At 52.8% G+C, this 26,024-nt stretch carries 22 protein-coding genes; 18 read left to right on the top strand and 4 right to left on the bottom strand.

The window, feature by feature from the left end:
- Positions 1 to 7 precede the first annotated feature (7 nt).
- Both AC0YOB_RS27540 and AC0YOB_RS27535 read left to right on the top strand, forming a co-directional pair.
- Positions 8 to 700 (top strand): formylglycine-generating enzyme family protein, encoded by a 693-nt coding sequence (locus tag AC0YOB_RS27540; RefSeq protein WP_475795491.1) that lies wholly within the window; start codon positions 8 to 10, stop codon positions 698 to 700.
- Between the two features lie 291 nt (positions 701 to 991).
- Complete coding sequence (locus tag AC0YOB_RS27535; protein WP_475795490.1) at positions 992 to 1,651, top strand: SDR family NAD(P)-dependent oxidoreductase; 660 nt, start codon at positions 992 to 994, stop codon at positions 1,649 to 1,651.
- Between the two features lie 143 nt (positions 1,652 to 1,794).
- On the opposite strand, the gene AC0YOB_RS27530 is transcribed toward AC0YOB_RS27535, so the two are convergent.
- Positions 1,795 to 2,406 carry a TetR/AcrR family transcriptional regulator gene (locus tag AC0YOB_RS27530; RefSeq protein WP_475795489.1) on the bottom strand — a complete coding sequence of 204 codons (612 nt, stop codon included), beginning with the start codon at positions 2,404 to 2,406 and terminating at the stop codon, positions 1,795 to 1,797.
- Positions 2,407 to 2,615: 209 nt separating this feature from the next.
- On the opposite strand from AC0YOB_RS27530, the gene AC0YOB_RS27525 reads away from it, so the two are divergent.
- From AC0YOB_RS27525 to AC0YOB_RS27515, 3 genes are all read left to right on the top strand, one after another.
- Positions 2,616 to 3,479 (top strand): NADPH-dependent F420 reductase, encoded by an 864-nt coding sequence (locus AC0YOB_RS27525; RefSeq protein ID WP_475795488.1) that lies wholly within the window; start codon positions 2,616 to 2,618, stop codon positions 3,477 to 3,479.
- 126 nt (positions 3,480 to 3,605) lie between these two features.
- Positions 3,606 to 4,097: a DinB family protein gene (locus AC0YOB_RS27520; RefSeq protein ID WP_475795487.1), complete on the top strand. Its 492-nt coding sequence runs from the start codon at positions 3,606 to 3,608 to the stop codon at positions 4,095 to 4,097.
- Between the two features lie 318 nt (positions 4,098 to 4,415).
- Positions 4,416 to 5,303 carry a fructose bisphosphate aldolase gene (locus AC0YOB_RS27515; protein WP_475795486.1) on the top strand — a complete coding sequence of 296 codons (888 nt, stop codon included), beginning with the start codon at positions 4,416 to 4,418 and terminating at the stop codon, positions 5,301 to 5,303.
- 107 nt (positions 5,304 to 5,410) lie between these two features.
- Here the strand turns inward: AC0YOB_RS27515 and AC0YOB_RS27510 are convergent, their stop codons facing one another.
- Entirely contained in the window at positions 5,411 to 9,094 is a 3,684-nt protein-coding gene (locus AC0YOB_RS27510; protein WP_475795485.1) for a glucuronyl esterase domain-containing protein, read from the bottom strand.
- 674 nt (positions 9,095 to 9,768) lie between these two features.
- On the opposite strand from AC0YOB_RS27510, the gene AC0YOB_RS27505 reads away from it, so the two are divergent.
- The 5 genes from AC0YOB_RS27505 to AC0YOB_RS27485 all read left to right on the top strand — a co-directional run bounded on the left by AC0YOB_RS27505 (position 9,769) and on the right by AC0YOB_RS27485 (position 15,201).
- Positions 9,769 to 10,338 (top strand): GNAT family N-acetyltransferase, encoded by a 570-nt coding sequence (locus tag AC0YOB_RS27505; RefSeq protein ID WP_475795484.1) that lies wholly within the window; start codon positions 9,769 to 9,771, stop codon positions 10,336 to 10,338.
- A 225-nt stretch (positions 10,339 to 10,563) separates the two neighbouring features.
- Positions 10,564 to 11,085, top strand: a complete 522-nt coding sequence (locus tag AC0YOB_RS27500) for a TetR/AcrR family transcriptional regulator (protein WP_475795483.1) — start codon at positions 10,564 to 10,566, stop codon at positions 11,083 to 11,085.
- Between the two features lie 186 nt (positions 11,086 to 11,271).
- Positions 11,272 to 12,750, top strand: a complete 1,479-nt coding sequence (locus tag AC0YOB_RS27495) for an MFS transporter (protein WP_475795482.1) — start codon at positions 11,272 to 11,274, stop codon at positions 12,748 to 12,750.
- Positions 12,750 to 14,225: a multicopper oxidase family protein gene (locus AC0YOB_RS27490; RefSeq protein ID WP_475795481.1), complete on the top strand. Its 1,476-nt coding sequence runs from the start codon at positions 12,750 to 12,752 to the stop codon at positions 14,223 to 14,225. Before AC0YOB_RS27495 ends, AC0YOB_RS27490 begins: the two co-directional genes overlap by 1 nt.
- A gap of 121 nt (positions 14,226 to 14,346) precedes the next feature.
- Positions 14,347 to 15,201: an alpha/beta fold hydrolase gene (locus AC0YOB_RS27485; RefSeq protein ID WP_475795480.1), complete on the top strand. Its 855-nt coding sequence runs from the start codon at positions 14,347 to 14,349 to the stop codon at positions 15,199 to 15,201.
- A gap of 8 nt (positions 15,202 to 15,209) precedes the next feature.
- On the opposite strand, the gene AC0YOB_RS27480 is transcribed toward AC0YOB_RS27485, so the two are convergent.
- Together AC0YOB_RS27480 and AC0YOB_RS27475 are read right to left on the bottom strand one after the other, a co-directional pair.
- A complete protein-coding gene (locus tag AC0YOB_RS27480; protein ID WP_475795479.1) occupies positions 15,210 to 15,881 on the bottom strand; it encodes a response regulator in 672 nt (223 codons plus the stop codon).
- A 17-nt stretch (positions 15,882 to 15,898) separates the two neighbouring features.
- Positions 15,899 to 17,059 (bottom strand): sensor histidine kinase, encoded by a 1,161-nt coding sequence (locus AC0YOB_RS27475; protein WP_475795478.1) that lies wholly within the window; start codon positions 17,057 to 17,059, stop codon positions 15,899 to 15,901.
- A 212-nt stretch (positions 17,060 to 17,271) separates the two neighbouring features.
- On the opposite strand from AC0YOB_RS27475, the gene AC0YOB_RS27470 reads away from it, so the two are divergent.
- From AC0YOB_RS27470 to AC0YOB_RS27435, 8 genes are all read left to right on the top strand, one after another.
- Positions 17,272 to 17,790: a CcdC protein domain-containing protein gene (locus tag AC0YOB_RS27470; RefSeq protein WP_475795477.1), complete on the top strand. Its 519-nt coding sequence runs from the start codon at positions 17,272 to 17,274 to the stop codon at positions 17,788 to 17,790.
- Positions 17,791 to 19,004: 1,214 nt separating this feature from the next.
- Positions 19,005 to 20,153, top strand: a complete 1,149-nt coding sequence (locus AC0YOB_RS27465; protein WP_475795476.1) for an ABC transporter substrate-binding protein — start codon at positions 19,005 to 19,007, stop codon at positions 20,151 to 20,153.
- 116 nt (positions 20,154 to 20,269) lie between these two features.
- Positions 20,270 to 21,154, top strand: a complete 885-nt coding sequence (locus AC0YOB_RS27460; RefSeq protein ID WP_475770221.1) for an ABC transporter permease — start codon at positions 20,270 to 20,272, stop codon at positions 21,152 to 21,154.
- A 42-nt stretch (positions 21,155 to 21,196) separates the two neighbouring features.
- The gene (locus AC0YOB_RS27455) at positions 21,197 to 22,123 is read left to right on the top strand and encodes an ABC transporter permease (RefSeq protein WP_475795475.1); all 927 of its coding nucleotides are present in this window, start codon (positions 21,197 to 21,199) and stop codon (positions 22,121 to 22,123) included.
- On the top strand, positions 22,120 to 23,187 hold the full coding sequence (locus tag AC0YOB_RS27450; protein ID WP_475795474.1) for an ABC transporter ATP-binding protein: 1,068 nt from the start codon (positions 22,120 to 22,122) through the stop codon (positions 23,185 to 23,187). The genes AC0YOB_RS27455 and AC0YOB_RS27450 overlap by 4 nt, the downstream gene beginning before the upstream one ends.
- Before the next feature lie 73 nt (positions 23,188 to 23,260).
- Positions 23,261 to 24,070 (top strand): DeoR/GlpR family DNA-binding transcription regulator, encoded by an 810-nt coding sequence (locus AC0YOB_RS27445; RefSeq protein WP_210038704.1) that lies wholly within the window; start codon positions 23,261 to 23,263, stop codon positions 24,068 to 24,070.
- A gap of 4 nt (positions 24,071 to 24,074) precedes the next feature.
- Positions 24,075 to 24,920 (top strand): alkaline phosphatase family protein, encoded by an 846-nt coding sequence (locus AC0YOB_RS27440; RefSeq protein ID WP_475795473.1) that lies wholly within the window; start codon positions 24,075 to 24,077, stop codon positions 24,918 to 24,920.
- On the top strand, positions 24,917 to 25,924 hold the full coding sequence (locus tag AC0YOB_RS27435; protein ID WP_475795472.1) for a PHP domain-containing protein: 1,008 nt from the start codon (positions 24,917 to 24,919) through the stop codon (positions 25,922 to 25,924). Before AC0YOB_RS27440 ends, AC0YOB_RS27435 begins: the two co-directional genes overlap by 4 nt.
- Positions 25,925 to 26,024 lie beyond the last annotated feature (100 nt).

The following is a 26,024-nucleotide window of genomic DNA, read 5'->3' as shown; positions in this document are numbered from 1 at the left end:
AAGACAGGTGTCAAACGCGCGTCGTAGTGATACTGAGTATCCAATGGTGCAAATTCCTGCAGGTGAAATTGAATTAAGGGACGATCGAATAAAGACGGTATGGACGGCCCAGGTGAATTCTTTTTGGCTTGCACCGGTTCCTGTTACGAAAATTTTATATGAGTCGACCGCGCAAAAGTCAGTTGGACGTAATGACGATTCCCAAGTTCCGGTTGTGGATGTCTCGTGGAACGATGCCGTTCTCTTTTGTAATTTGCTTTCCCGGCAATCGGGTCTGAAGGAATGTTACTCGGTAAGTGATGATGGTGAGAGTGTCGTCTGCAGCTGGGAGGCGGATGGTTACCGTCTTCCTACGGAAGCGGAATGGCAGTACGCGTGTAAAGCGGCAACAACCGGATACCGGTACGGTGAGCTTGAGAAGATAGCCTGGTATCGTGAAAACTCCGCGGGCATGGCGCATGAGACAGGTAAAAAGCTGCCGAATGCGTGGGGCCTCCATGATATGTTGGGAAATGTTTGGGAGTGGTGCTGGGATCTATACGATGTGAAAGTATACGGTTCGTACAGAGTATTCCGCTGCGGCAGCTGGGCGGAAGAGGCCAGGGGCTGTGGAGCGACGTGCCGCCGCCGCAGTCACCCCACATTTCGCATTGATGATCTCGGCTTCCGCCTTGCCAGATCCCTCCCCCAGGCTCTATAAAAAAATGTCCTCGGAACCAATAAGGTTTCCGGGGATTTTTTTGAAATATAGGAAAGTATATCATTTCGCCATACTTTCTCTATATTTCTCCGGAATGAAACGCGCCCCGCCATAAGGACGGAGACAGCCGTTTCACCTTGCACCAGATGAACTTGCTGAATGAAGTAATAAGAGGCGAAGCTGTCGTTTTCTACAGTAAATGTTGACTATTCCCGTGTGTTTTAATATACTTTCAAATAATTATATACTATATAATTTATGTTTCATCACTAATCGTAAGAAGGAGATGGGATGATGAACAGCAATCCATTGCTTGTGATAGTTGGTGCGGGCCTAGGAGTAAGCCTCAGTATAGGGAAAAAATTTGGCGGCAATGGATTTCGGGTGGTTCTTGTCTCAAGAACTCAACAATCGCTGGAACCCAATCTACAGGAACTTCATGAACAAAATATTGAGTCTTATGGCATCTCCGCGGATGCTTCCGATCCGGATTCCTTAAAACAGGCATTTGCACAAATTAAGTCCGAATATGGAGCGACTGACGTCCTTGTCTATAATGCAGCCAATATTGTGCCGGGGGACCCTCTTTCGTTAACCGAACAGCAGCTGATCAATGACTTTAAAGTGAACACGGTAGGTGCATTAACGAGCGCTCAACAGGTGATTCCGGAAATGATCGAGCGTAAGCAAGGGACTCTCTTTTTCACGGGAGGCGCAATAGCGCTTGATCCGAATCCGGATTACGCTTCTTTATCCTTAGGCAAAGCTGCGACTCGTTCGCTCGCGCTGTCGCTGGCTGATACGCTGACGCCGCACGGAATTTATGTAGGGCAGGTTTTGATAGCCGACCATGTTAAAAGAGGAACCTTTTACGATCCGGATCGCATTGCGGATGTTTTTTGGAATTTATATAACGCCAGGGACCAAAAGGAAATTATATTTAAGGAATAACAATCTTCGCCGTGAGAATGAAAGGACAGTCCTTCGTTCTTTATTTTATAAAAACAAAAAGAAACCGTTCTTTGGTTAAATGGAGGCACCAGCCAACCATCTGCGAAAGAACGGTTTTTTTTGCCATACGTAAAGCGCGTTCGTCATTGAAGACCTTTTATGAAGACCCCCACTGATTTCTCCCCCGTCGTGACAATATCATATGCGAAGTTTGATAAGCACCAGGTGATCAAGGCTCCCGTTAAATAAGAGTATACATAATTCACGATCTCTTCTGTGGATAAATCGTTCCTGAATACCGATCCGGATACGCCTTCATCAATAATTCCCAAGAGCAGCTCCGGTTCTAAACAATCGGCAAAAAATGAGGATTGCTCCGGCGATTTTGGCGACAGATTGACAATAAAAGAAAGCTTGGTAAGCTCTTCCCCTACGACTGACGGAAAGCGCAAGGTACACATCATAAACGTTTTTAGCTTGTCTATTGGACTGGCATCCTTATGCTCAAGCGTAAACTTCCTGAAATTCTCGTTCATATATTCCGTAATATCGTCACGGTACAATTTTCGGACGATGTCCTCTTTTGACTTGTAATGAATATAAAACGCGCCTTTTGAAAGGCTGCATTTCTCGCATATTTCGTCAACCGTAACATTATTATACCCTTTAGTTATGATAAGCTCCTTAGCCACAGCAAAAATCCTCTTCTGTGTTTCTTTCCCCTTAAGCTGTCGACTCGTCTCTGTTGCCTTCATTCAATCCCTCCTTAGAAGCGTTGAGGTCATAAAGCCGTTTTGTCTATTTTCCAACTACAACTATAATGCATGTGTTTCAACCAAGTCAAAGAATCGGAGGGAGAAGCGTTTGACAAAATAAAAGTGACCGGAGTATACTGACTGCAGTCACATTTTGCGGATGACTGTGACAGATACACCAAATCATACGGAAAGAAGGATGTGCAAAAATGAAGATTGCCATTATCGGAGCAGGATATATTGGAAGCAGTCTCGCCAGAGTTTTTACCAGGCTGGGACATGAGGTCTCAATCACTAACGCGAGCAACGCTCAAGTCCTTCAGGAAATAGCCAAGGAGACAGGCGCAAAGCCGGCTGCGATTATGGAGGTTGCACAAGGCGCTGAAGCTGTTATTATATCAATTCCGCCGAAAAGCATTCCCAGTCTGCCAGCAGGATTTCTCGATGAGGCCGCTTCAGGCGCTGTCGTGATCGATACCGGCAATTATTATCCCTTATTGCGCGACGGCTTGATTGAGCCAATTGAAAGGGGCCTGACTGAAAGCCGCTGGGTGGAACAGCAAATCAAACACCCGGTCATTAAAGCATTCAATGCGACTCCGTGGTACAATCTGGAAAAAGGGCTGCCGGCGGGTACTCCTGGACGTCTGGCAATGCCCGTAGCCGGCGATGATCATGCAGCTAAGGCAGTTGTATTCAAACTGGTGGAAGAGGCAGGGTTTGATGCGGTCGATGCCGGAGGGCTGGACGAGTCATGGCGCCAACAACCCGGAACGCCTGCTTATTGCGTCGATCTTGATGTGCCGGGCCTGCGTCAAGCGCTAACCGAAGCGACCACTGAACGCGGTTATGACTTCAAAGCCATCCATCTAACTGAGGAAGAGCTCACAGCCGCGTATGAGATGCAGAATGCTTTTCACAAAAGAATAGGCGAGGCCGTGCTTACTCTGATGGAATCGAACAATTGGACGGAAGCGGAAGCGGCCAAGGCTCTGTACACTCAATTTGCGGCTGGCGGCAAGACGGCAAATGAAATTCTGGATTTTGTTTTTGAATATAAACGGCTGGAATAAGTGAATCCTATGGTAGAAATGGATACTCCGGGCAATGGATGGCTGCGATATTAGCAATCAAGAAGAAATGTCTTGTTTTGTTTCATGGTACTGTATGTGTAGCAAGCATACAGAGGAGGAGTTCTAATGAAACAAAACGATGGATTGATTGCTGAGTTGAAGCAGGAAGCCGAATCAACCAGGAGATTGCTGGAACGTGTGCCGTCAGACAAGCTTTCCTGGAAGCCGCATGAAAGATCGATGTCATTGGGTCAGTTGGCTTTGCATATCGCGGGCTTGCCCGGAGGCGTGGCCGAATTTCTGAATGAACAGGTACGCGAAGTTCCGACATTTGCATCATTTCCTGAGGCAGCATCGCTGAACGAGATCCTCTCTGTATTTGATGAATATGTGATAATCGCTGAAAACAAGCTTCTCACATGGGGAGAAGCAGGACTTATGGAGACATGGAAGCTCACCCGTGAAGGCAACCCGGTCCTGGAGATGCCCCGAGTCGAAATGGCGCGTTCATTAATGTTCAATCATTGGTACCACCATAGGGGACAACTAACGGTTTATCTCCGGATGCTTGAGGTCCCGCTCCCTTCCATTTACGGTCCCAGCGCAGACGAAAATTAACAGAACTCCGGTCAAGCAATAATGGTTGATCTTATGCAATTATTTAACAGCGGCCGGTACTTCAGTCCAAGGTTCCGCGACATAACAATTCAAACCGCGTCCATCGGACGCGGTTTTTGTTTAAATATAAGAACGTATAAAAATACCTCCGGCACAGATTGTCACATTTAACCGGCATGCGGAATTTATCAAGATTTTGTAGCTTTGTCTGTTTTGCCGTGCTTAGGCTTCGCAATTATTGTACAATATAAAGAACTTCAGCTGCTTTATGCATCAAGCACGTTTGTATGAATCCATGAATTGGAGGGAGCGACAACAATGAATCTGGAACAATTGAATCGTATTTCCACGGGAAAAGGATTTATCGCTGCACTGGACCAAAGCGGCGGGAGCACCCCGAAGGCACTGCTGCAGTATGGCATCAAGGAAGACAGCTATTCTGGCGAAGAAGCCATGTATGCCGTGGTCCACGAGATGAGAACGCGCATCATTAAGAGTCCGGCATTTGATTCGGAACGCATCTTGGGTGCGATTCTGTTTGAAAACACGATGGACCGTGAGATTGACGGTCAATTCACCGCCGATTATCTGTGGGAGAAGAAAGGCATCGTCCCTTTCCTGAAGGTCGATAAAGGGCTGGCCGAACCTGCAAACGGCGTCCAGCTCATGAAGCCGATACCGGATTTGAACAATCTCCTGAAGCGTGCGAACGATAAGCATATTTTCGGGACCAAAATGCGCTCGGTCATTAAGGAAGCCAATCCGGAAGGAATCAGACAGGTTGTGGAGCAGCAGTTCGAGATCGGCAAACAAATTTTGGCGATGGGGCTGGTGCCCATTATCGAACCTGAGGTCGATATTCACAGTGCGGACAAGCAGAAATCGGAGCAAATCCTGAAAGACGAGATCCTCAAGCAATTGTCGGCTCTCGATAAGGACGTAAAAGTGATGCTGAAGCTCTCCATACCGACGGAGGATAACTTCTACAGCGATCTGATCGAACATCCCCAGGTTGCAAGGGTTGTAGCTTTGTCGGGCGGATACGATCAAGTTGAGGCCAATGAGAAATTGACGCATAATCACGGCCTGATCGCCAGCTTCTCGCGTGCCTTATCGGAGGGGCTGACAGCCCAGCAAACGGACGAAGAATTCAACGCGTTGCTGTCCCAATCGATCGCGTCCATTTATAAAGCATCCATCACCTGAAATATTCAAAACCAGATTCTAATCCAACACAAAAACACGCCGATCAAGGCGTGTTTTTGTGTTGGAGCGGATTCCCGGCAGCTCACCGGCATAGTAGAAATTTCGTTTTATTTTTTCAGGAACTTGTAGAACAGCTCCGCCATGCCGCTGCGGCTGAGGAGCGCTCTCGGCGTGATTTGGTTCTCATGCAGTGCGGCGCCGGCTCCTGCAAAAACTTTGGTCGCGTCCATCGCCCAGGCAGGGATGTCGGCGTAATCCGAATAGCTCGTCAGAGCAGGTGCTTTCGGATCCCTGGCGGGCAGATCATTTTGCAGCGCATTGTACAGGAATTGATAGAATTCCGATACATTCACGTTCAAATTGCCACCGAAGGTGGTACCCGCAGCATTATTGCCCTTGGAAATGCCAAGACGCTTGGCTGCTGCGAGGTATCCGGCAGCATAATCTTTACCCGCGTCCTTGAAATTGTCCGTCCATGTCTTGTCTGGCGCTATGTCCATGATACGCATCAGGGATACCAGCATTTCCTTGCGGGTCAGCGTCGAGTCAAGATCAAACCTGCTGCCGCCCACTCCCTGTGTGATGCCGCGTGCGGCCAGGAATACGACGGAATCATACAGCTTGCTTGTTTTCGGAACATCGCTGAATTCGACGAGGTTGTAGGTGACTAGGAAATCGGAGAAGTGCTTTGTCGTAAAGATCATCTTCTTCGAGTCCGGGTCATAGTGACCACGAAGGACAGCGTTGTCTCCTTTGTTCTTGGCAATTACAGCGTCTGGATGACGGCCGTCTGCCAACGTATACGGAACGCTTACCGTGACGGGACTGGCGGCGAACGGGGTAATCTGCTTGCCGTCAGAGTTCTTCAAAGTCAGCGAGACGGTTACATCGCCTTCCTCATCCGGCTTCGTCAATGACATGCTCAGCTTCACGTCTTGGCCTCCGGCCTGCTTGGCTATTTCAGCGACTGCTTCCTCCGGAAAAGTAACGGTACCGGCGGCCATTTCGACGGTGATGGACTTTGGAGCTTTGCTGTCGGCGGCAGCCTCGAGGTTAAGCTTGGGAATCGTAAGCTCCGCGCTATTACCTTTGACCGTGATATTCCCATCGGTCTCGCTGATGGATGGCACTTCTGTAACCGGTGTTGAAGGCCAGTAGATCGGCGGCTGCGACTCCGGTGCAGAGATAACGATGCTCAGCGGTTGTGTCGCGCTGCCGCCGGCATTTTGCGCCTTGACGATGAAGCTGAACGTTCCCGCAGCGGTCGGTGTTCCGGCAATGCTGCCGTTGGCGGCGTCAAGAGAAAGCCCGTCCGGCAGGGCGCCGCTGACCAGCGACCATGCGATAGGCGTGTCGCCTGCTGCCGTCAGGGTCTGGCTGTATGCCGTGCCTGTTGTTCCGCCCGGAAGCCCGCTCGTCGTCACGGACGGCGTGACCGGGAATGCATAATCCTTCCACGGCGCGATCGTTTCATAACCACCGAAATAACGGTTGTATGCGTTCTCCGCTCTTTTGCCTTCATTATCGAACGGATCGTCGTTCAGGTATTCAGCGGTTTCCGCCGGCATTTCCTTGTCATAGAAATAGTGATTCAAATACTCTGCTGTTCTCTGTCTCTGAGGGGCGTCTTCGGAATGTCCGTCACCGGGAGCGAGCGGCCGGATGTTGAACTTCACCAGATCGCCGGCATCATAGCCCAGCGTGTTATATACGAACTTGGCGGTCTCCAGACCCAACGGATCGCTCTCCGCGCCATCGCCGTAGTCGTTAATCGTGTTATGAAGCACGATGGCTCTCGGCGCCAAAGTGGCTACAAGCTCATGCTGGTCGAAGGGCAGGCGCTCGCCGTAGCCCCAGGCGCCGTCCAGGCGCTCATAGAAGCGGCCAGGCGTAAGGAAGCGGCGGAAAAGCTCGGTGGTACGGCCCGGGTTGTGACGGATGGAATCGCCCATCATCTCGGTGCCGCTTGCTTTGCCCCAGCTGTACTCATGCCCGATGTAGACATAGCGGTAAGGGGATGGGCCTGTTGCGCCGGCTGCGCTTGGAATGCACACGTCAATGCGCTCGTCAAACAGAGCGGAAACAAAGGCATACTTGCCGTTGATGGAATGGCCTGTCACCGCAAGCTTATCCGGAGCAATCAGCGAGCCGATACCCTCGCCGTATGTGCTGCCCGATGCGGACAGAAGCTCCAGGGCGTCGATGGCGCGGGACGAGCCCCAAGCAGCGCCCATCTCATTGCTGATCTCCTGCGTATCGCCATCGCGGGTGTACGGGAAGAACGTGCGGAATATTCCGCTGCGAGGTCCCCAAGGGTTATTGCGGTCATCCGTTGTGACGTTGGCCGGAACGGCCAGAACAGCGAAACCGGCGTCGCCGTACTGGGCGATATACCCGCCGAAGCTCAAGACAACGGGCACCGGACCAACATGACCGGAGGCCTGCTTTGCTTCCTCCGTGGGCGGATACAGCGTAAAGGTCATCGGTGCCGTAATCGTTCCATACGTGATGGAAACGGTAATGCCAAGCCCCGCGGGACGGCCCTGTCCGGCCGGAACCGCCGCAACATTGGTAATCGACATCTTATCCGGCGGAGCGGGCATATAACCGTACTCGTAGAACTGGGCCATGTCCAGTATCTCCTCGCGGCGGCCGCCATCGCCGAACCAGTCGCCGGTACTTGTGACCTTGTGTCCGTCAAAGAAGGTCCAAGGGTCGGGCAGCGTGAATTGGGCAGGCAGATCCATCGGATCGGGATATTTCTTGTCGGCCCAACGCAGCGCGGCTATAGCGTTTTGCAACCGCTTGGCCACGGAATTGACCATCGATTGATTGCTGGAACCGGCAATTCCTTTTGCAGCCGCCAGCGCCGCATACAATTCATTTTCCGTCTCGGGGGTCCATACGCCCTTGACCAGCGAATTGGATTCCACCCAACGGATGGTGTCTCTCAGCTGCCAGTCGCTGAATTTAAAGGGCGCCGTGCCGTTCCAGCCGGCAAGCGTAACGGTTCCCCAGTCAACCGAATGGTCCTGGCTCAGTGCCGCATAAGCATTGTTGTTATGGCTCCAGAATACGTAGCCGGCACGGCTCACGCCTTCGGCGGGCGAATCGCTGATCGCGACTTCAACACCGAATGAGGTTCCGTTCTGAAGCACCGCTCCTTCTATCTGCAGCGCCAGCTCGACAATGTAGCCGTCAGCCGTTTCGGAGGCGGCATAGCTCTTAATCCGATTCGAATACTCGCGGTTTTGCGGGTACGCATGGACGGAGGAGTGATTGTTGACGCCCGCGTTGAGCTGGTAGGTCAGATTGCCGTTGGAGCTGATGGTGAATAAACCATCGTCATCCTGGAATTTGTCAACCTTGTCATTCCAGAAGTCCAGGCCGAACACCACGCTGTCGCGAAGCGCAGGGTTGTTAACGTTGTTTTGCTGCAGTCCCGTATCCGTTGAAGCGCTGCGCGACTTCGTTGCGTCGTGCACCTCGACGAGCAGGTACAGCACCGGGCCGTCCCACACGGAGCGAAGCTCGCCGTATGTAGCGGTGACCACGTCGGCGCTTGCCGCCGCGTTCTTCCCGTGCCCGATCCGTGACGGTTCAGCCGCGTTGTACGCTTGATCCCGTACACCATCCACGGTTACATTCTGGGCGGTAAACTGGGCGCTCAACTGCTCCGATGGCATCGGGCCGGCCGGATCCGGCGCGAAGTTTGATGCCGCAGCGATCGTTCCTATCGACCCGAAGAGCATCAAAAGGGCGACAAGAAACGAGATTATTCGTTTATCCATAGTTCATTCTCCTTGTTTGCCAAGAGAAGCTCCTGATTCAGGGGTTCCTCTTCTGATTTTTGGTACCATGAGAACCGAAGATATTGTCTTATCAGCTATGCGACCAGGCTCTTAAGAGAGAAAGCGTTTGCAAAATACTCTTTCCCGCAGACGTCCATGTCTGCCACGGGTATCGATTCGAAATTACGGCTTGATAAACCCGGCCACCGCCAGCTGAATTATTACTTCCTGATGATTCGATAACGCACTGGACATAGCCTATGACATGGAGTTGTCCATTTTCTGGGATTAATTTAGGAGTGGAGCAGGTTTTGTTTGTATTTGCCTTTTTCGGGGTCACCACCTGACTGGAGTGAGGTTCATTGCATTTCGTAGAACTGATCTCTTGATATCCGCGCTGCTGCTCTCTTGTGAGGTTATATTCATCATAAGCAGGCTGCGGGACGGACAGAATTCTATTTTGTCGGCACTTCGCTATCAAATTTTACAGATGTCATCAGGGAGGAATGGCAGAGTACGTAACACAAATGGCATAAATTTCTCCCGTTTGATCGTTATTTTCATTTAAATGAACGATCTGAAAGATAGCTTGAATAAAAGGGGCAGGATCGCATCCGGCATCTGGTATAATGAAACGAATAGAACATGAGAAAAGGTCAGATCGGAGAGCTTACATGGAAAATGCAACACTGTTATTAGTTACCCATAGCCGGATGGAAAGCGAGCGCATCCTGTTGCGTCCGGTTTCGCTTAATGATGCTGAAGATATGTTCGAATATACATCCGATGAAGAAACGACACGCTTCCTTTATGCGCAGCACCAGGATTTGAACAAAACGAAACAGGTGATAGCGAACTATTTTGTGAAAGAAGCGCTAGGAAAATATGCAATCGTGTTAAAAGAAAGCGATAAAATGATCGGAACGATTGAGTTCAGAGTCCATGAAACCAACCAAAGCGGCGAATTGGGTTTTACGTTAAGCAGGCATCATTGGGGTAAGGGCTACATGACAGAAGCGGGCCGATTAATATTGGCATTAGCCTTCGATGTGCTGGGCCTGGAGCGGGTATTTGCGATGCATGACGTTAAGAATCCCGCTTCCGGAAAAGTAATGATTCGTTTAGGGATGACTTATGAGGGGACTCTTCGGAGAAACCACGTGGTGAATGGCGTATTTGCCGACAGCGCTCATTATTCTATTTTGAAAGAAGAGTATGGGGCAGGTTCTGGAAAAAATGAATAAAACATTCAGGCGGGATATGATCCTTTGATCGGTTGAACCAACGGGTGGAAGGATAACTTTTTTTTATTTATACGCCGGGACCGTCCAGAATCAGCTCTTATCGGAATGTCATCGGTGATCTTAAAATAAGAGTTGCAAACTAAAAAAAGATCGGTTATGATGAATCAAGTCAGTAATTGGTCAATCAATAATGTAAATTGCCTTTGAAGAAAGGAGGTCATCATCATGGCGAAAGGATCAGCAGCTTCTGCAAACCGCCGTACAGATATTGTCTCCGCCGCGATTGAGGTCTTTGCTGAAATTGGATATTACCGCGCAACTACAGCACAGGTCGCAGAGCGAGCGTCGATCTCGCAGCCCTACGTTTATCGTTTCTTTACGAAGGAATCCCTGCTGGTGGAGGCACTGGAGGTTTCATGGGAACGAATTATAAAAGCATTCCAGATTGTCATTGACAAAGAAACCCCCAAGCAATTGGAAATCGGTCTTACAAGGGCCTATGAGGAGATCATGGAATCCCACCGCAATGAAATTTTGCTTCAGATGCAGGCACAGACGATTCGGGAAGCACCGATTCGGGAGGCAATGAGAACGGGCATGGGCCAGGTGAAAGAGCTCGTGGAGAATGCCTTTATCCAAGCCGGGTTTGAAGATGCGCGGGACCGGACTTCGGATTTTCTTGCAAGAGGCATGCTGTGCAATGTATCGATGGCCATGGATATGCCGAATTTGATGGTAAAGAGATAAGATATAAATTTTTTTTATAGAACTGTAATTGATCAATCAATAATAACGCAAAAGGCAGCACGTTTTGCTTGTTCCAACAATCGTTGCTAAGAACGAATTAAAGCTTGATCTGGAGCAGAACCGGAAAAAATTTTTAAACAATAGTAATTGGTTAATCAATAATAAATAAAAAGGAGAGAAGCTAATATGAAAAACGCAGCAGGAGTGAAGATTATGGAGAGAAGCCGGGCAAGGAGCGGCTTTGCTCCGGAAATAAGGAAAGCAATCAGCGCTAACCGGTGGTGGGCATTGATTATTCTTGCGCTCGCGCAGTTCCTGGTGGTCCTGGATGCCTCAATCGTTAATATTGCCCTGCCCACCGTAGGTACGGAGCTTCATCTGGATGCGGGCACGCTAAGCTGGATCATTACCGCTTATGTTTTGCCGTTTGGAGGCTTGCTGCTGCTGGGCGGACGCCTGGCTGACCGGTTCGGGCACCGGCGGATCTTTATCAGCGGAGTTGCCGGCTTCGTAATCGCTTCTGCGGCGGCAGGCATGGCTGCATCGGGGGCATGGCTCCTGACAGCCCGTGCCGTCCAGGGAGCATCGGCTGCTCTCTTGGCTCCGGCTGCTCTCGCACTGGTGACGAAGCTGTTCCTGTCGCCGCAGGATCGTGCCAAGGCCCTTGGCATCTGGGGAGCTGTGGCCGGGATAGGAAGCGCGGCGGGCGTTCTTCTTGGAGGCGTGCTTACTTCGGCTTTTGGCTGGGAGGCCGTATTTTATGTGAATGTGCCCGTCGGTATTCTCGTTATTGCAGCCATTCCCTTTCTGATTGCTAAAGATTCAACTAGCAGGCAGCTGAGCGTCGATCTTCCGGGGGCGGTGACGGTTACGGCAGGCATCGTTGCCCTTGTCGCTGCCCTTTCTGAAGCCCAGCGCATCGGATGGTCCAATCCGCTGACCCTGATTCTTGCCGCCGCCGCGCTCCTGATGCTTATCGTATTCATGGTCATTGAGAAGCGCACGCCGGAGCCGCTTGTTCCATTTGCCATCTTCAGGAATATCTCTGTAACGGGCGGAAATCTCGCCATGCTGCTTATTGGCGGAGCTGCAACCGGATTGTTTTTTGCACTTTCGGTTTATATGCAGCAGGTTCTTCAATACAACGCTCTGACTGCAGGTCTTACACAGCTTCCGCTTGCAGGAGCCTTGGTCGTCTTCGCCGGAATCGTTCCGGGATTGATCAAATCCATCGGCACAAGATGGACGCTCGCCAGCTCGCTTCTACTATTCGCAGCAGGGTTGATCTGGCTTTCTTTCGCGCCAAGCGACGCATCGTTTGCCGCACATCTGCTCGGGCCGACGCTTGTCATTGGCGCAGGGCTTGGCGGCGCTTTTGTAGCAGGGACAGAGCTTGCCGTACACGGCGTGAGGGAGAACGAAGCAGGGCTTGCCGGCGGACTGGTCAATACGAGCCAGCAAATCGGAGGAGCGGTCGGGCTGGCCGTCCTGGCTGCGGTTGCGGCATCCAGAACGAATAGACTGTTGTCTGGGGGCAGCAGCAATTTTCAGGCGCTGACCGGGGGATTCGCCCGTGTATTCCTGGGAGCGGCAGTGTTTGCAATCGTCGGCGCGCTCATTGTTATCCTTGTGCAACGGGCGGAAGTAAAGAAGGTGAGCGCATAATGGCTGGAACAACAAGCAAAAAGCGTAAATTGTGGATGGGGCTGCTGCTCGCGCCGGTCATCCTGATCGGGGCTGCCGCCGCCCTGTATTTCTGGCAAATCCGGCTTCAAAAACCGGAGGAGATCAATATGGCCGACCATATGCATGCTATGGATGCCATGTCACATGCCGGCCATCAGATGGAAGCTTCAGCAACATCCGTCACTCCCTGCGATATGATTAGAGCCGCAGATACTCAGGCGCCGGTTCGTACGTTTGAGATGACCGCCGCTCAAACCGCGTTGAAGCTGGATAATGGAAAGACTGTAGAGGCATGGACATTCAATGGCTCATCGCCGGGCCCTGAGCTTCGGGTAACCGAAGGCGACCGGGTTATGGTGACGCTTCATAACAAGGACATTGAAGAGGGTGTAACGATTCATTGGCATGGTGTGGTTGTCCCCTGCTCGCAAGACGGAGTAGCGGGTGTCACGCAAAATGCGGTGCTGCCCGGGGAAGAGTTCACTTATGAATTTATTGCATCCGCACCTGGCACCTACTGGTACCATTCCCACCAGATGAGCTCGATTCAGGCGGAAAAAGGACTTCTGGGACAGTTCATCGTGGAGCCCAAGCAGGCCAAGTCTGCAGCAGCACAGGATATTGCCGGCCTCATGCAGAAGCTGGATTCGAGCTTCGTCATTAACGGCAGGACGAAGGGACTTGAGGTATCCGGCAAACCGGGCGATACCATCCGGGTGAGGCTGACCAATGGCACTAACGATACGATGGAGATGGCTGTTGAAGGGGCGCCATATCGGATCATCGCGATGGATGGCAACGATATCCATGAACCGGGACTGCTCGATCATACGAATTTCCAGATGGGAGCAGGTCAGCGGTATGATTTGCTGCTGAAGATTCCGGAGCAAGGTACAGCCGTGGTCAGAAGCCTCATGGAGGAAGGCTTGAAGATTACGATCGGCGAAGGAGCAGAACCTGTCCATTCGGTGAACAATATTTTATTCGACTTTCTTGATTATGGAACACCCTCAGAAGATGATCCTGTTGGTCAGCCGACCTTTGATCAAACCTTCGATCTGAGGCTCGGACAGAACTTATTCGTTAATACAATCAACGGCAAGTCCTTTCATGAAATTCCGCCCATGACGGTGAAAGAAGGAGAGCGGATCAAGATCACGCTCACAAACGAAGGAGGAGGCGACCACCCTTTTCATATTCATGGTCATACCTTTCGCGTATTGAGCCGGAACGGCGAGCCCCTGAGGGGAAGCCCCGTCTTTCTGGACACCATTCTAACGAAGAAAGATGAGACTTATGAGCTGTATGTGCTGGCCAATAATCCTGGACTATGGATGGCGCACTGCCATAATTTGATGCATGCCTCTATGGGCATGAGCATGATGCTCAATTACGAGGGTGTCACGACTTCATACCGGGTAGGAACAAAATCCGGAAATTTGCCTGATCTGTAGGGCGGCCCGCCTGTCGATATGCCGCCGCCGCTGCCGACGAAACAAGAAGATACTTAAAGACTCATGAGCCACATATATTTTTGTTATGGCGGAAAATGGAAGCATCGGAAAGGAGGTTGACATGATGGTGCTGTACAAAAAAATAAAGATCGGCGGATTGGATATATTTTTTCGTGAAGCCGGGCATCCCGGCAATCCGGCGATTATCCTGCTTCACGGATTCCCAAGCTCCTCCCATATGTTCAGGGATCTGATTCCTCTTCTGAAAGACCGGTTTCATGTCATTGCCCCGGATTACCCCGGCTTTGGAAACAGCAGCATGCCTGCGGCCCAAGAATTTCCTTACACCTTCGAAAACCTGTCTCTTGTGATTGAAAAGCTGATCGCCAAGCTTGGTATCTCCCGTTATATCTTGTACGTTCATGATTATGGAGGGCCTGTCGGGTTCAGGCTGGCTGTCCGCAATCCTCACCGTATTCTCGGGTTTGTCATTCAGAATGCAGTGGCCGATGTGAGGGGGCTGGGGCAGCCGTTCGATCTCTTCAAAGCCCTTTGGGCGGACAGAAACCCGGCAACCGAAGCGGCATTTTCCGAACTGGTGACCTTTGATTTTACAAAAAAGCAGTATCTGACCGGAGTATGCCAGCCGTATCTGATCAGCCCCGACGGGTACTCGATGGACCAGTTTTTTCTGGACCGCCCGGGAAACAGTGAAATCCAGCTGGAGCTGGGCTACGATTACAGAAAGAACGTAGAGGAATACCCTGCCTGGCAGCAATATCTGCGGACCTATCAGCCCCCTGCGCTGATAGCCTGGGGTAAAAACGATTTTATCTTTACGTTGGAAGGCGCCTATGCCTTTGGCAGAGAACTTCATCATATTGAAATCTGTCTTTTATGCGGGGGGCATTTTGTGCTGGAGGAACAAAGCCGGCATGTTTCTGAGCTTATCAAAAGCTTCTTTGGACGCATATAGTGACTCTGTCACTTTACCATCCCGCTGCGGAGCGCAAAGACCACTGCCTGGGTTCGATCCTCGCATCCGAATTTTTGCAAAATACGATGTACATGCGATTTTACCGTACCCTCGGCAATGAACAGCTTTTGCGCGATTTGGTCATTGCGCAGCCCGTAAGCCATCTCCTGCAAAATCTCCTGCTCCCGGTCCGTCAATGGCTCCAATAGAGGGAGTTTCGAGTCACCTCCGGTTGCCGGAAAACCGGGTGCGGCCACTCTCTGCAGAGCGACGGCTGCCTGTCCGGTCTTGTACACGGCTTCGCCTCTGAATGCGGACCGGACCGCCTCCAGCATCTCTTCAACCTCCGCGTCCTTCAGCAAATACCCGACCGCTCCCGCCCGAATCCCCTGATAAATATACTCCTGGTCATCAAATGTGGTTAAAATGACGGTCTTTGCTTCCGGCATCCGCTTCATAATCTCCTTCACCGCTTCAATGCCCGACATGCGGGGCATCTGAACATCCATCAGAATGACATCCGGACGAAGCCGCAGGGCCAGCTCAACCGCTTCTACGCCGTCAGCTGCCTCCCCTGCGAGCATCATATCGGCCTGCAAGCCGATGATGTAGCCGAATCCTTGCCGGATCATCGTCTGATCGTCGGCGAGCAGAACTTGAATTTTTCCGTTGAGCGGCATAAATCCGGACCTCCTGTTTAAGATTCAATTTGCCCCCCCGTATCAACGCCTGGGATGGTCGCCGTAATTTCAAAGCCGTCCGGTTCGGCAAACCTGTAGACGAGGCTTCCGCCCTTCTCCTCCAGCCTTGCTTTCATGACCCGCAAGCCAAATCCTTCGCTGATTTTGTAATCGTCCGCAAGCACGCCGTTATCGCGGATGCGCATCACGATATTGTCCCCATCCCTGCCCAGCCCGACCTCCAGCAGCGTTGCGCGGGAATGCCGCATAACGTTGGTGATCGATTCCTGCAGTACCGGGAATAGAGTCTCATATACTTCGGCGCTTACATCCTCGTCTTGCAAATCGGTATGAAACCGGTAAGCGATAGAGGCTGCAGCCTCCATTCGCGAAAGCAGCGATTTCAGAGCCGCAATCCCGGGAATCGTGCGGTTGCCGGCAAGGGCGTGTACGGAAGACCGAATATCCTGCAGTCCCTGGCGGGCTACGCCCAGTATTCCTTCCAGCGATTGTCCCGCTTGGACGGGATCTTCCTTCATCATATAACGTAAAGCCTGCATTTGTACGATCAATGACGTCAAACTGTGTCCCACGGCATCGTGAATTTCACGGGCGATATGGGTCCGCTCTTCCAAAATTGCGTTCTGCAAAGCAGTAGCCGAAGCATCCTGCAGCTGCTCATAGGCGTCCTGCAGCTCTTCCAGATGCCGTTTGTTCATTTCATGGATTTCATTTCTCTGGATCCGGCTGCGGATAAAAAAATAAAGCACGATGGCAAGGAGAATAAAAGAAACGAGATTGAACAAGTCCGCATGGCCAAACCGGATATACAACGTCGCCGTTATGAACATGACCGCAATTGCCGTATTCCGGCCTTTGAGAAGAGACTGGCGAAGCGCTGCGGCAAACAGGAGGATAGCGATAAAATAAAGCAGCTTCATCTCCTGGAACCAAATGATCCCGATCGCGCACTCGATGATGAGCAAACTTGCGGCAATCACTGCCCGCGTTAATGTCCACCATATTTTCGGAATGAACAGGATGCCGGAGAAGGTCGCCCATATCACGAGATGGATCCCGATTTGGGGAAGGGGAGCCTCAAACATCCGATTTGTATTCATAAGAAAAAAAATGACCGCGGCGCTGGCAAACGGTTTTCCATAGGAGCGGTAATCCACATTTATCCCCTCCCTTGTTCCTTTCGCTGCATACCCCTTCATTTTAGACCGGGCCATCGGCAGAATACAACAATCCCGGCTGTCTTTAAGCGAATATCTATCGGCAGATATAGAGATGCATATGAAGTTCTATCTGTAGTTGGTCGTTCGCAAACGGTATAAGGGGTATCATTAGCATCAATCGACGGGAATTCATAAAGGAGGCAATGTTCATGAGTGGGCAAGTCATTATTTATTTGCTCTTAGGCGTTTTTATTGTTTACCGGATTTTCCTGCGCGTCCGCCGAACGTTCGGATGGCAGCAGCTGAACCCGGGAAGAGTGCGGATCATGACCGTTGTTTTGGGCGTGGTCGGGCTGCTTTTCTTTGTTGAAGGAGCCTTCGACACCGTAAGCCTGATTTCCAATATGATCGGAATTGCGCTGGGTATTGCTCTGGCTTGTTACGGAGCGGCCAAGACCCGCTTCGAGCGGCGGGACGGAAATTGGCGGTACCGTCCCAGCGCCTGGATTGGCGGAACCGTGACCATTCTTTTTTTGGGGCGCTTGATTTATCGCATATACGATTTGATGCAGTCCGGCAATCTTGAGCAGGGTCTTCAATTATCCGACCGGCTGAAAGATATGGGCAGCTCCTGGACATCGGGGCTGATGCTCATTATGTTCGCTTATTATGTCACCTGCAATATTATTTTATTATCCAGGCAAGATTTGAGAGTCTCAGGAGTCTAAGGCTTTTAGCATGTCCCCGTCAGCCACTGGGCGTTTCTGAATGAGACGATACGTATCTGGCAACCCAACAAGGGAGGCGCAAGAGCACTGTACAATAGAACAGCAAAATGACAGTAGCTACGGTCAAAGGGGCTGCCTTCACAAGATGGAAGGCAGCCCTTTCTTTCATTAGAGTTTGCTGTTATCGTGATTTTCTCTGATTCGCGTCTTTGTCATAGGCTGTTCGCGCTGTCACTTCCTCACCTCCGCTATCGAGTTCTCCGATTCCGGTCTTCTTTAAAGATAATTAGCGCTGCTGTCACTTCCTCACCTCTGTTATCGTGTTCTCCGATTCCGGTCTTCGTTAAAGATAGTTCGCGCTGCTGTCACTTCCTCACCTCTGCTATCGTGTTCTCCGATTCCGGTCTTCGTTAAAGATAATTCGCGCTGCTGTGACTTCCTCACCTCTGCTATCGTGTTCTCCGATTCCGGTCTTCGTTAAAGATAATTCGCGCTGCTGTCACTTCCTCACCTCTGCTATCGTGTTCTCCGATTCCGGTCTTCTTTAAAGATAATTCGCGCTGCTGTCACTTCCTCACCTTGGGCAGGCTCATTCGCTCTGAAATACAGTCTGGTTTGCAAGACTTCCAGCATGGACCTTACTCTTACTCCAAACTACGCGGAATCAGAAGCTCTCGCGTCTTATGCGCCTAGAGCTGTCCCCTTCATTACCTCGCTGCAGCTGCAAGGGGGTTTTTCCTTGTTATAGATGAATGGGGTTCAATTTGGGTGCTTGCAAGCAGGAAAATCCTTATTGGATCGGCACACGGATGATGAACGGCATGCTGGCGGTGATTGCAGCGAGCTATTTCCTTGTTGGAGAGCAGGTGGAGACTTCGTGAAAGTGCATAAGCAGGAATTTCCTTGTTAGAAGATTCCAGAGGACTTGCCAGGATCATTGAGGCTCTTCGTTGAAGCAGCAGTCGATATGTTCGGGGATAGAAGCAGCAGTCGATATGTTCGGACGCTTAAGCGTCAAAAAAGAGATTTGGAGCCTGCGGGAAGCGAATGTGGTTTTGTGTATAGGCTGTATGCAAACCCGCCCTCTTTTCCTCAGCCTTTACAAATGAAACACGCAGCGTTGAAGAACCGATAACATAGGGCTGTTAAAGTGAGAACAGAAATAAATCAACAAGAAACCGCAACAAACCACAAAAGGAGAGGGACAAGAAACCATGCAGAAGCAGCTAACAAGAGGGATTATGCTCCTGGCCATCATTCTATTGACGGTGAGTCTGGCAGCATGCACGAAGGCGAAGGATAACGGCAGCGCCAATGCGGCGGCAGCCGGAAACGGCGGAAATGCGCAGACGAATGTCAATTCGGAGGCAGTGCCGGAATTATCAGCGGCCGATCTGGAAGCCAAAGCGAAAGAAGAAGGCGAAGTCGTCAGTGTCGGCATGCCGGACTCTTGGGCGAACTGGAAAGACACCTGGGCGGATATGAACACCAACTACGGCCTGAAGCATACCGATACGGATATGTCGAGCGCCGAGGAAATTGCCAAGTTTGAAGCGGAGAAGGACAAGGCTACCGCCGATATCGGCGATGTAGGCATCGCGTTTGGACCGGTTGCGGCTGAGAAAGGCGTAACACAGCCTTACAAAACCTCCTACTGGGACGAGCTTCCTGCCTGGGCGAAAGACGCAGACGGCAACTGGGTAGTCGGGTATCAGGGCACCATCGCATTCATGGTCAACAAGAACCTCGTGAAGGACGTGCCAAAAAGCTGGGATGACCTGCTCAAAGGGGATTATAAAATAGCGGTCGGCGACGTTACCAAAGCCGCGCAAGCGCAAATGTCCGTACTTGCCGCAGCCATCGCAATGGGCGGCGACGAGAAGAATATCCAGCCGGGCGTCGACTTCTTCAAGAAGCTGGCCGAGCAGAACCGGATCAGCAGCGCCGATGTTACGACAGCCAATATGGAAAAAGGTGAAATTCCGGTTGGATTGATGTGGGATTTCAACGCTCTTGGCTACCGCGATCAAATCAACCCGGATCAATTCGAAGTGGTTATCCCTTCGGAAGGCAGCGTCGTGAGCGGCTATGCCACCATTATTAACAAATACGCGCCGCACCCGAATGCGGCGAAGCTGACACGCGAGTATATTCTCAGCGACGCCGGCCAAATCAATCTGGCCAAAGGCTTTGCCCGTCCGATCCGCGACAGCGTCAAGCTTCCGGACGACGTAGCCGCCAAGCTGATTCCGCTGGAGCAGTATAAGAACGCCAAGCCGATTGCGGATTATCAGGCCTGGGACGAGACGGCGAAGACGCTGCCGCAGCTGTGGCAGGATAACGTACTGATCCATATGAGTTAATCCGGACCGGCTCACGCGGACATGGATGCAGGCGGCGCAGGGCTGCGCCGTCCGTATCCGGCTGCCGCGCGCAGCCGGCGGACAACAACCGAGCTATCATAAGGAAGGGAAAGATTATGAGCCAACAGTTGACGCTCAAAAAGAAAGCTGCCCGGCGGTACCGCTTCAATCCCGTCGTGCTCGCGCTCATCCCGTTCGTGGTGCTGATCGTCATGTTTGAATTGCTGCCTCTTATCTATCTGATCATGACCAGCCTGCTGTCCGATGACGAAACGCATTATACGTTATCCCAATATGCGACGGCGCTGACCAGTCCGTATTATCTGAAGGCGATCACGAACAGCGTCACGATCTCGCTCGGCTCGAGCGTCATTGGTCTTATTGTGTCCCTGTTCGCCGCTTATTCCCTTACGAAGCTGTCCACGGCGGCACGGGAGAGACTGCTCACGATTTCCAACATGTCCTCCAATTTTGCCGGCGTTCCGCTGGCATTTGCTTATATCATTTTGCTTGGAAATAACGGGATTTTCACGATCCTTCTGAATTCATGGGGGCTTGACGCTTTCAGTCCCGATCTTTATTCCTGGACCGGCCTGATGCTGGTTTACGTTTATTTCCAAATTCCGCTGGCCACGCTGCTGCTTTATCCTGTCTATTTCGGCATCCAGGAGCAGTGGAAGGACGCTTCAGCCCTGCTTGGGGCGGGCACCTTCACGTTTTGGCGGAAAATCGGGCTTCCGGTTATCCTCCCCGGCCTTGCCGGTACATTTATTATCCTGTTCGCCAATTCGATGGGCGCTTATGCGACGGCGTATGCCCTGGTTGGCGGCAACTTTAATCTGCTGGCGATCCGGATCGGATCTCTTGTAGCCGGCGATGTCGTGACGAAGCCGCAGCTGGGAAGCGCGCTTGCGGTGCTGCTCGGTCTGATGATGATGGCGGCGCTGGCGGTCAATGCGCGGCTGATGCGCAGCCTGCGCAAGGAGCTTACGAACGTATAAACCACGGCATGCGAATAAGCTTGGCGGAAAGGGGCATTTACCTTGAACAGGAATATGCCGCGGGGGCAGCGGCGCGCTAACCGTTTTCATCGCATCATCTGGACGATTCTCATCATCTATCTGGTTCTCCCGCTGCTGGCGACGTTGTTGTATGCGCTGGCAGGGAATTGGCAGACGACGATTTTGCCCGAATCGTGGACGCTGAAGTGGTTTGAGGACCTGCTGCACGACAGCCGGTTCACGGATGCGTTCGTCCGTTCGATCGTCGTATGCGGGATAAGCCTGATAGTGAGCACCGCGGTCATGGTGCCTACAGTTATCATTGTCGTACTTGAGTTTCCGAAATGGGAGAAGGTGCTGAATATCCTGGCCCTCATCCCCTATGCGGTGCCGGGCGTAGTTGCCGCGGTCGGGCTGATTCGTCTCTATTCTTCCGGTCCGCTCGCCATCTCGGGCACGATCTGGCTCCTGTGCGGCGCCTATTTCGTCGTGGTTCTGCCCTTCATGTACCAGGGAATCCGCAACAGCCTGCGCTCGGTCAACGCCGTCATGCTCCAGGACGCGGCGATGCTGCTGGGCGCCGGACGCTGGCAGACGTTCCGTTATGTGCTGCTGCCGAACGTGATGCCGGGCCTTACCGTATCGCTGCTGCTTTCGTTTGCGGTGCTGTTCGGCGAATTCGTGCTGGCGAACCTGCTGGTCGGCGGACAATACGAAACGATCCAAATTTATTTGTACCGGCGGCAGGGGGAGAGCGGACATCTGTCGAGCGCGGTATCTATTACGTATTTCGTACTGGTTGCCATTATTTCAGGTGTGATGCTCAAACTGGGCAAGCGGGTGCTGAACGCGCCTTCCGGGGCGGACGACGACAAGCCGGCGGCAGCCGGGACCAGGAAGGACAGGCATTCGGACCCGGGAACCGCTGCGGGCGGAATTAACTTGCAGGGAGGACAGGAACTTAGATGAGCTATGTCGAATTTGAAGGCGTATCGAAGTTTTTCGGAACCGCCGGCGCAGCGCCGGTGCTGGATGCATTGTCGCTGGGGGTGGAGAAGGGCGAATTCGTCACGCTGCTCGGTCCCAGCGGCTGCGGCAAAAGCACGCTCCTCCGCTGCGTGGCCGGCTTGACGGGGATTGACGAAGGCACCGTCCGGCTGGATGGGATCGATCTTACGAACATGGCGCCGAAGAAAAGGAATGTCGGGATGGTTTTTCAGGCGTATGCGCTGTTCCCCAACATGACGGTCTACGAGAATGTTGCCTTCGGGCTGAAAATGAAAGGCATGCCGCGCGCCGAAATCGAGCGGACGGTCAAGAAAATGCTCGAGATCATCGACATGTCGGAGAAAAGCGGACAGTATCCGCAGCGGCTGTCCGGAGGCCAGCAGCAGCGGGTGGCGCTGGTCCGGTCCCTTGCCGTTCAGCCGAAGCTGATGATGATGGATGAGCCGCTCAGCGCACTCGATGCGAAAATCCGGAAAATGCTGCGGCTGGAAATCCGCCGCATTCAGCAGGAGCTGGGCATGACGACGCTGTTCGTGACGCATGACCAGGAAGAGGCGCTTACGATGTCCGACCGCATCTGCATTATGAATCAAGGCCGGATCGAACAAAACGGAACGCCCGAGGAAATATATACGAGGCCCAAAACGGCGTTTGTCGCCCGTTTTATCGGCAACTACAACGTGCTGACCGCAGATGAAATGGCGGGTATCGGGGGAGCGGCGGCATCTTCTGACGGACGCTTCGAACCGGCAGCCTTCGCCATCCGGCCGGAAGCGGTACGGATGTCCTCCGCGGAAGATGGGGATGCGGACAATGCAACGGACGCCGGTACGGACTCGTATCGGATGAGTGGCACCGTTTCGGAATGCACGGCACTTGGCGCACTGCTGCGCTACACGGTCAGAGTGGGGAATTTGAGCATCACGACCGACGAATTGAATGCGCCGGCGAGCCGCCGTTTTGCGCCGGGCAGCCGGGTGCGCCTCACGGTCGACCGGGACGCATGCGTCCCGCTGGAAGGATAGGGCCATACAATGCTGCTGCGAACGGCATTGGCTGTCATGAAAGGGAAGCGAATAGTATTGAGGTGAGTTGCAATTGTCAGTTTCATCGGAACAGAGAAAAGAATTTATTCTGCAAATCCTTGACCGTGAGGGAAAAGTGAATGTGCTTCCGCTTGCGAACCGGTTCATGGTGTCTTCGGAGACGATCCGGCGCGATCTGGATGTGCTGGAGAGGGAAGGCCAGCTCCGGAGGGTGTACGGAGGAGCCGTCAGGCATTCCGGCTACAGCCCCTCGGAGCCGCCGTATGCGCTGCGGAAGAGCCAGAATGCGGAGGAGAAACGGGCGATCGGCCGGGCTGCCGCAGACTGGATCGAGGATGGAAGCACCATTGTGATTGATGTTGGCACAACGGCTATGGAGCTGGCTATGGCGATTCAGGACAAGCAGCAGCTCAAAGTCATTACCAATTCCGTCGCTGTCGCTGCCGTCCTCTCGGACTCGCTGAACCAGGGCCGCTTCCGCGGCAAAGTGACGCTGCTCGGCGGTGAGCTGAACCCGGAGCAGCAGTCGATCAGCGGTCCCTTATGCGAACGGATGATGGAGCAGTTCCGGGTGGACCTCGCGTTCATGTCGGTCGGCGGCGTATCGCTCGTCGACGGCATAACCGATTACGATGCGAACGAAGCGTCCATGTCGCAGCTGTTCGCCCGCTGTGCGCAGAGGGTTGTCGTCCTGGCCGACCATTCGAAGCTGGGCGTAACGACTTTCGCACGAATCATGCCTTTTGACGGGATTGAGGCTATCATCTGCGATGTGGAATGTCCGGATGAATGGAAGGATGCCGTTGATCAATCCGGCGTGCAGTGGATTGCGGCAGCGTCCGAATACATGAAGGAGGAATAACGCCATGCAGAAAGTGATTATGGTTGTGCTTGACGGCTTGCGCTATGATACGGCGCGCGCCGTCATGGGATATATGGAGCATCTGGTGGAGAAGGGCCGTGCCGCCTGCTACCGCGTCAGCTCGGAGCTGCCGAGTCTGTCGAGGCCGCTGTATGAGGTGCTGCTCACGGGGACGCCGCCCGTGGAGAACGGCATTACAGCCAATCATACGGTGAGGCTGTCGAATCAGCGCAGTGTGTTTCAGCTTGCGGCTGAACAGGGACTCACAACCGCCGCAGCAGCTTACCATTGGGTCAGCGAGCTGTATAACCGCGCCCCGTTCAATCCGATGACCGACCGGATTCAGCTGGACGGAACATCTCCGATCCAATACGGGATGTTTTATTTTGACGATACGTACCCGGATACGCATCTGTTCGCCGATGCCGAATACCTTCGCCGGGCGTATGCTCCGGATTTTCTCTACGTCCATCCGATGGGAATCGACGACATCGGCCATAAGCATGGGTCCGGTTCCGCCGAATACCGGCAAATTACCGGAGCGGCGGATGCTGTTCTCGCCGGACTTCTCCCCGTATGGCTGGAAAATAAATACCGCATCATTGTCACAGCCGATCACGGCATGAACGAATTCGGACAGCACGGGGGGACCGGCCAGGGAGAACGGGATGTGCCCTTCTACGCCATAGGACCGGAGTTTACCCCGGGCGTATACGAAGACCCCATTCCCCAGCTGGCGGTCGCGCCGCTGGTGTGTGGACTTCTCGGTATTCCTTGTTCGCCAGCGATGAGGCCGATTGAGCTGCCGGGCTGTTCATTGAATCATGCGGCTGCAGGCAGGGCGGAATGAAAGTAGACTTTCATTTTCACCTGGAGGAAGGCCCATATTCGCTGCGCTGGCTGGAGCGGACGGCGAGGGCGCTTTCTGCAACGTCGGATGAGATCGGAAGGGAACAGGAGACGGGGCGGTCCCCTCTCCACTCCCTGTCATGGATCAATAGCGTGAGCGCCCAGCTGGGGCGGCGCATTGAGCAGGGGCCATTCCACCAGGACTGGATTAAACGGTACCTGGCGGAGGGAAGGCGAAGGGGAATCGGGAAGTTCGGACTGGTTGATCATCTGTACCGGTTCGAGGAGTTCAAGCCCTATTACCTCAAGCATATCTGTGTCGACGATTCGCCGCTCGGCAGACTGCAGCGGGAATGGCTGGACCGGGTATGTGTGACCTCGGCAGCTGCGTTTATTGAGGCGGCCAAGGACGCCGCTGGCAGCGATGACGCACTGTCGGTTGGTTTGGAGGCGGATTATTTTCCCGGCGGGGAAGCCGAGCTGGCAGGACTGCTGGAGATGCTGGATGTCGATTATGTCATCGGTTCCGTCCATTTCATTGACGGCTGGGGCTTTGACAATCCGGAGACGGCTTCACGGTTTGAGGACGAGAATCTGGAATTGCTGTATGCCAGGCATTTCTCGCTGGTCCAGCGTGCGGCCCGCAGCGGGCTGTTCGATATGATCGGCCACCCCGACAACATCAAGGTATTCGGCTACAGGCCGGATGAGGGGCTGCTGGCGGAGCTGTACCGGGAGACGGCGCGGGCCTTCAAGGAGGCGGGTGTCGCAACTGAAGTGAACACGGGTCTGGCGTACCGGTATCCGGTGAAGGAGATTTGTCCAAGCCCGCTGCTGCTTGCCGCAATGTTTGAGTATGGCGTGCCGGTCACATTCTCGTCGGACGCGCATTATCCCGACGATCTGGGCACTTTGATTGACGAAGCGGTCGAGCTGGCGAAGCGGACCGGCTACCGCGAGGCCGCCTGGTTCAAGGGCGGGAAGCGCTATTTATCTGAATTGTAAGCGGGCTTTTTTTGAGCTGAAAATGAAATGGGGGCTTTTCCATAAGGCCAGGCTCTACGGAGCCAACCCAATAAACATACGAAAGCACCTTCTTAAAACC

This window comes from Paenibacillus sp. JT31N17, from assembly GCF_056269255.1.
This window is presented reverse-complemented; position numbering and strand designations above follow the sequence as displayed.

Coding starts and splice junctions, on each gene's coding strand:
- AC0YOB_RS27535 (WP_475795490.1), top strand. CDS start 992: ATGATGAACAGCAATCCATTGCTTGTGATAGTTGGTGCGGGCCTAGGA.
- AC0YOB_RS27530 (WP_475795489.1), bottom strand. CDS start 2,406: ATGAAGGCAACAGAGACGAGTCGACAGCTTAAGGGGAAAGAAACACAG.
- AC0YOB_RS27525 (WP_475795488.1), top strand. CDS start 2,616: ATGAAGATTGCCATTATCGGAGCAGGATATATTGGAAGCAGTCTCGCC.
- AC0YOB_RS27520 (WP_475795487.1), top strand. CDS start 3,606: ATGAAACAAAACGATGGATTGATTGCTGAGTTGAAGCAGGAAGCCGAA.
- AC0YOB_RS27515 (WP_475795486.1), top strand. CDS start 4,416: ATGAATCTGGAACAATTGAATCGTATTTCCACGGGAAAAGGATTTATC.
- AC0YOB_RS27510 (WP_475795485.1), bottom strand. CDS start 9,094: ATGGATAAACGAATAATCTCGTTTCTTGTCGCCCTTTTGATGCTCTTC.
- AC0YOB_RS27505 (WP_475795484.1), top strand. CDS start 9,769: ATGGAAAATGCAACACTGTTATTAGTTACCCATAGCCGGATGGAAAGC.
- AC0YOB_RS27500 (WP_475795483.1), top strand. CDS start 10,564: ATGGCGAAAGGATCAGCAGCTTCTGCAAACCGCCGTACAGATATTGTC.
- AC0YOB_RS27495 (WP_475795482.1), top strand. CDS start 11,272: ATGAAAAACGCAGCAGGAGTGAAGATTATGGAGAGAAGCCGGGCAAGG.
- AC0YOB_RS27490 (WP_475795481.1), top strand. CDS start 12,750: ATGGCTGGAACAACAAGCAAAAAGCGTAAATTGTGGATGGGGCTGCTG.
- AC0YOB_RS27485 (WP_475795480.1), top strand. CDS start 14,347: ATGATGGTGCTGTACAAAAAAATAAAGATCGGCGGATTGGATATATTT.
- AC0YOB_RS27480 (WP_475795479.1), bottom strand. CDS start 15,881: ATGCCGCTCAACGGAAAAATTCAAGTTCTGCTCGCCGACGATCAGACG.
- AC0YOB_RS27470 (WP_475795477.1), top strand. CDS start 17,272: ATGAGTGGGCAAGTCATTATTTATTTGCTCTTAGGCGTTTTTATTGTT.
- AC0YOB_RS27465 (WP_475795476.1), top strand. CDS start 19,005: ATGCAGAAGCAGCTAACAAGAGGGATTATGCTCCTGGCCATCATTCTA.
- AC0YOB_RS27460 (WP_475770221.1), top strand. CDS start 20,270: ATGAGCCAACAGTTGACGCTCAAAAAGAAAGCTGCCCGGCGGTACCGC.
- AC0YOB_RS27450 (WP_475795474.1), top strand. CDS start 22,120: ATGAGCTATGTCGAATTTGAAGGCGTATCGAAGTTTTTCGGAACCGCC.
- AC0YOB_RS27440 (WP_475795473.1), top strand. CDS start 24,075: ATGCAGAAAGTGATTATGGTTGTGCTTGACGGCTTGCGCTATGATACG.
- AC0YOB_RS27435 (WP_475795472.1), top strand. CDS start 24,917: ATGAAAGTAGACTTTCATTTTCACCTGGAGGAAGGCCCATATTCGCTG.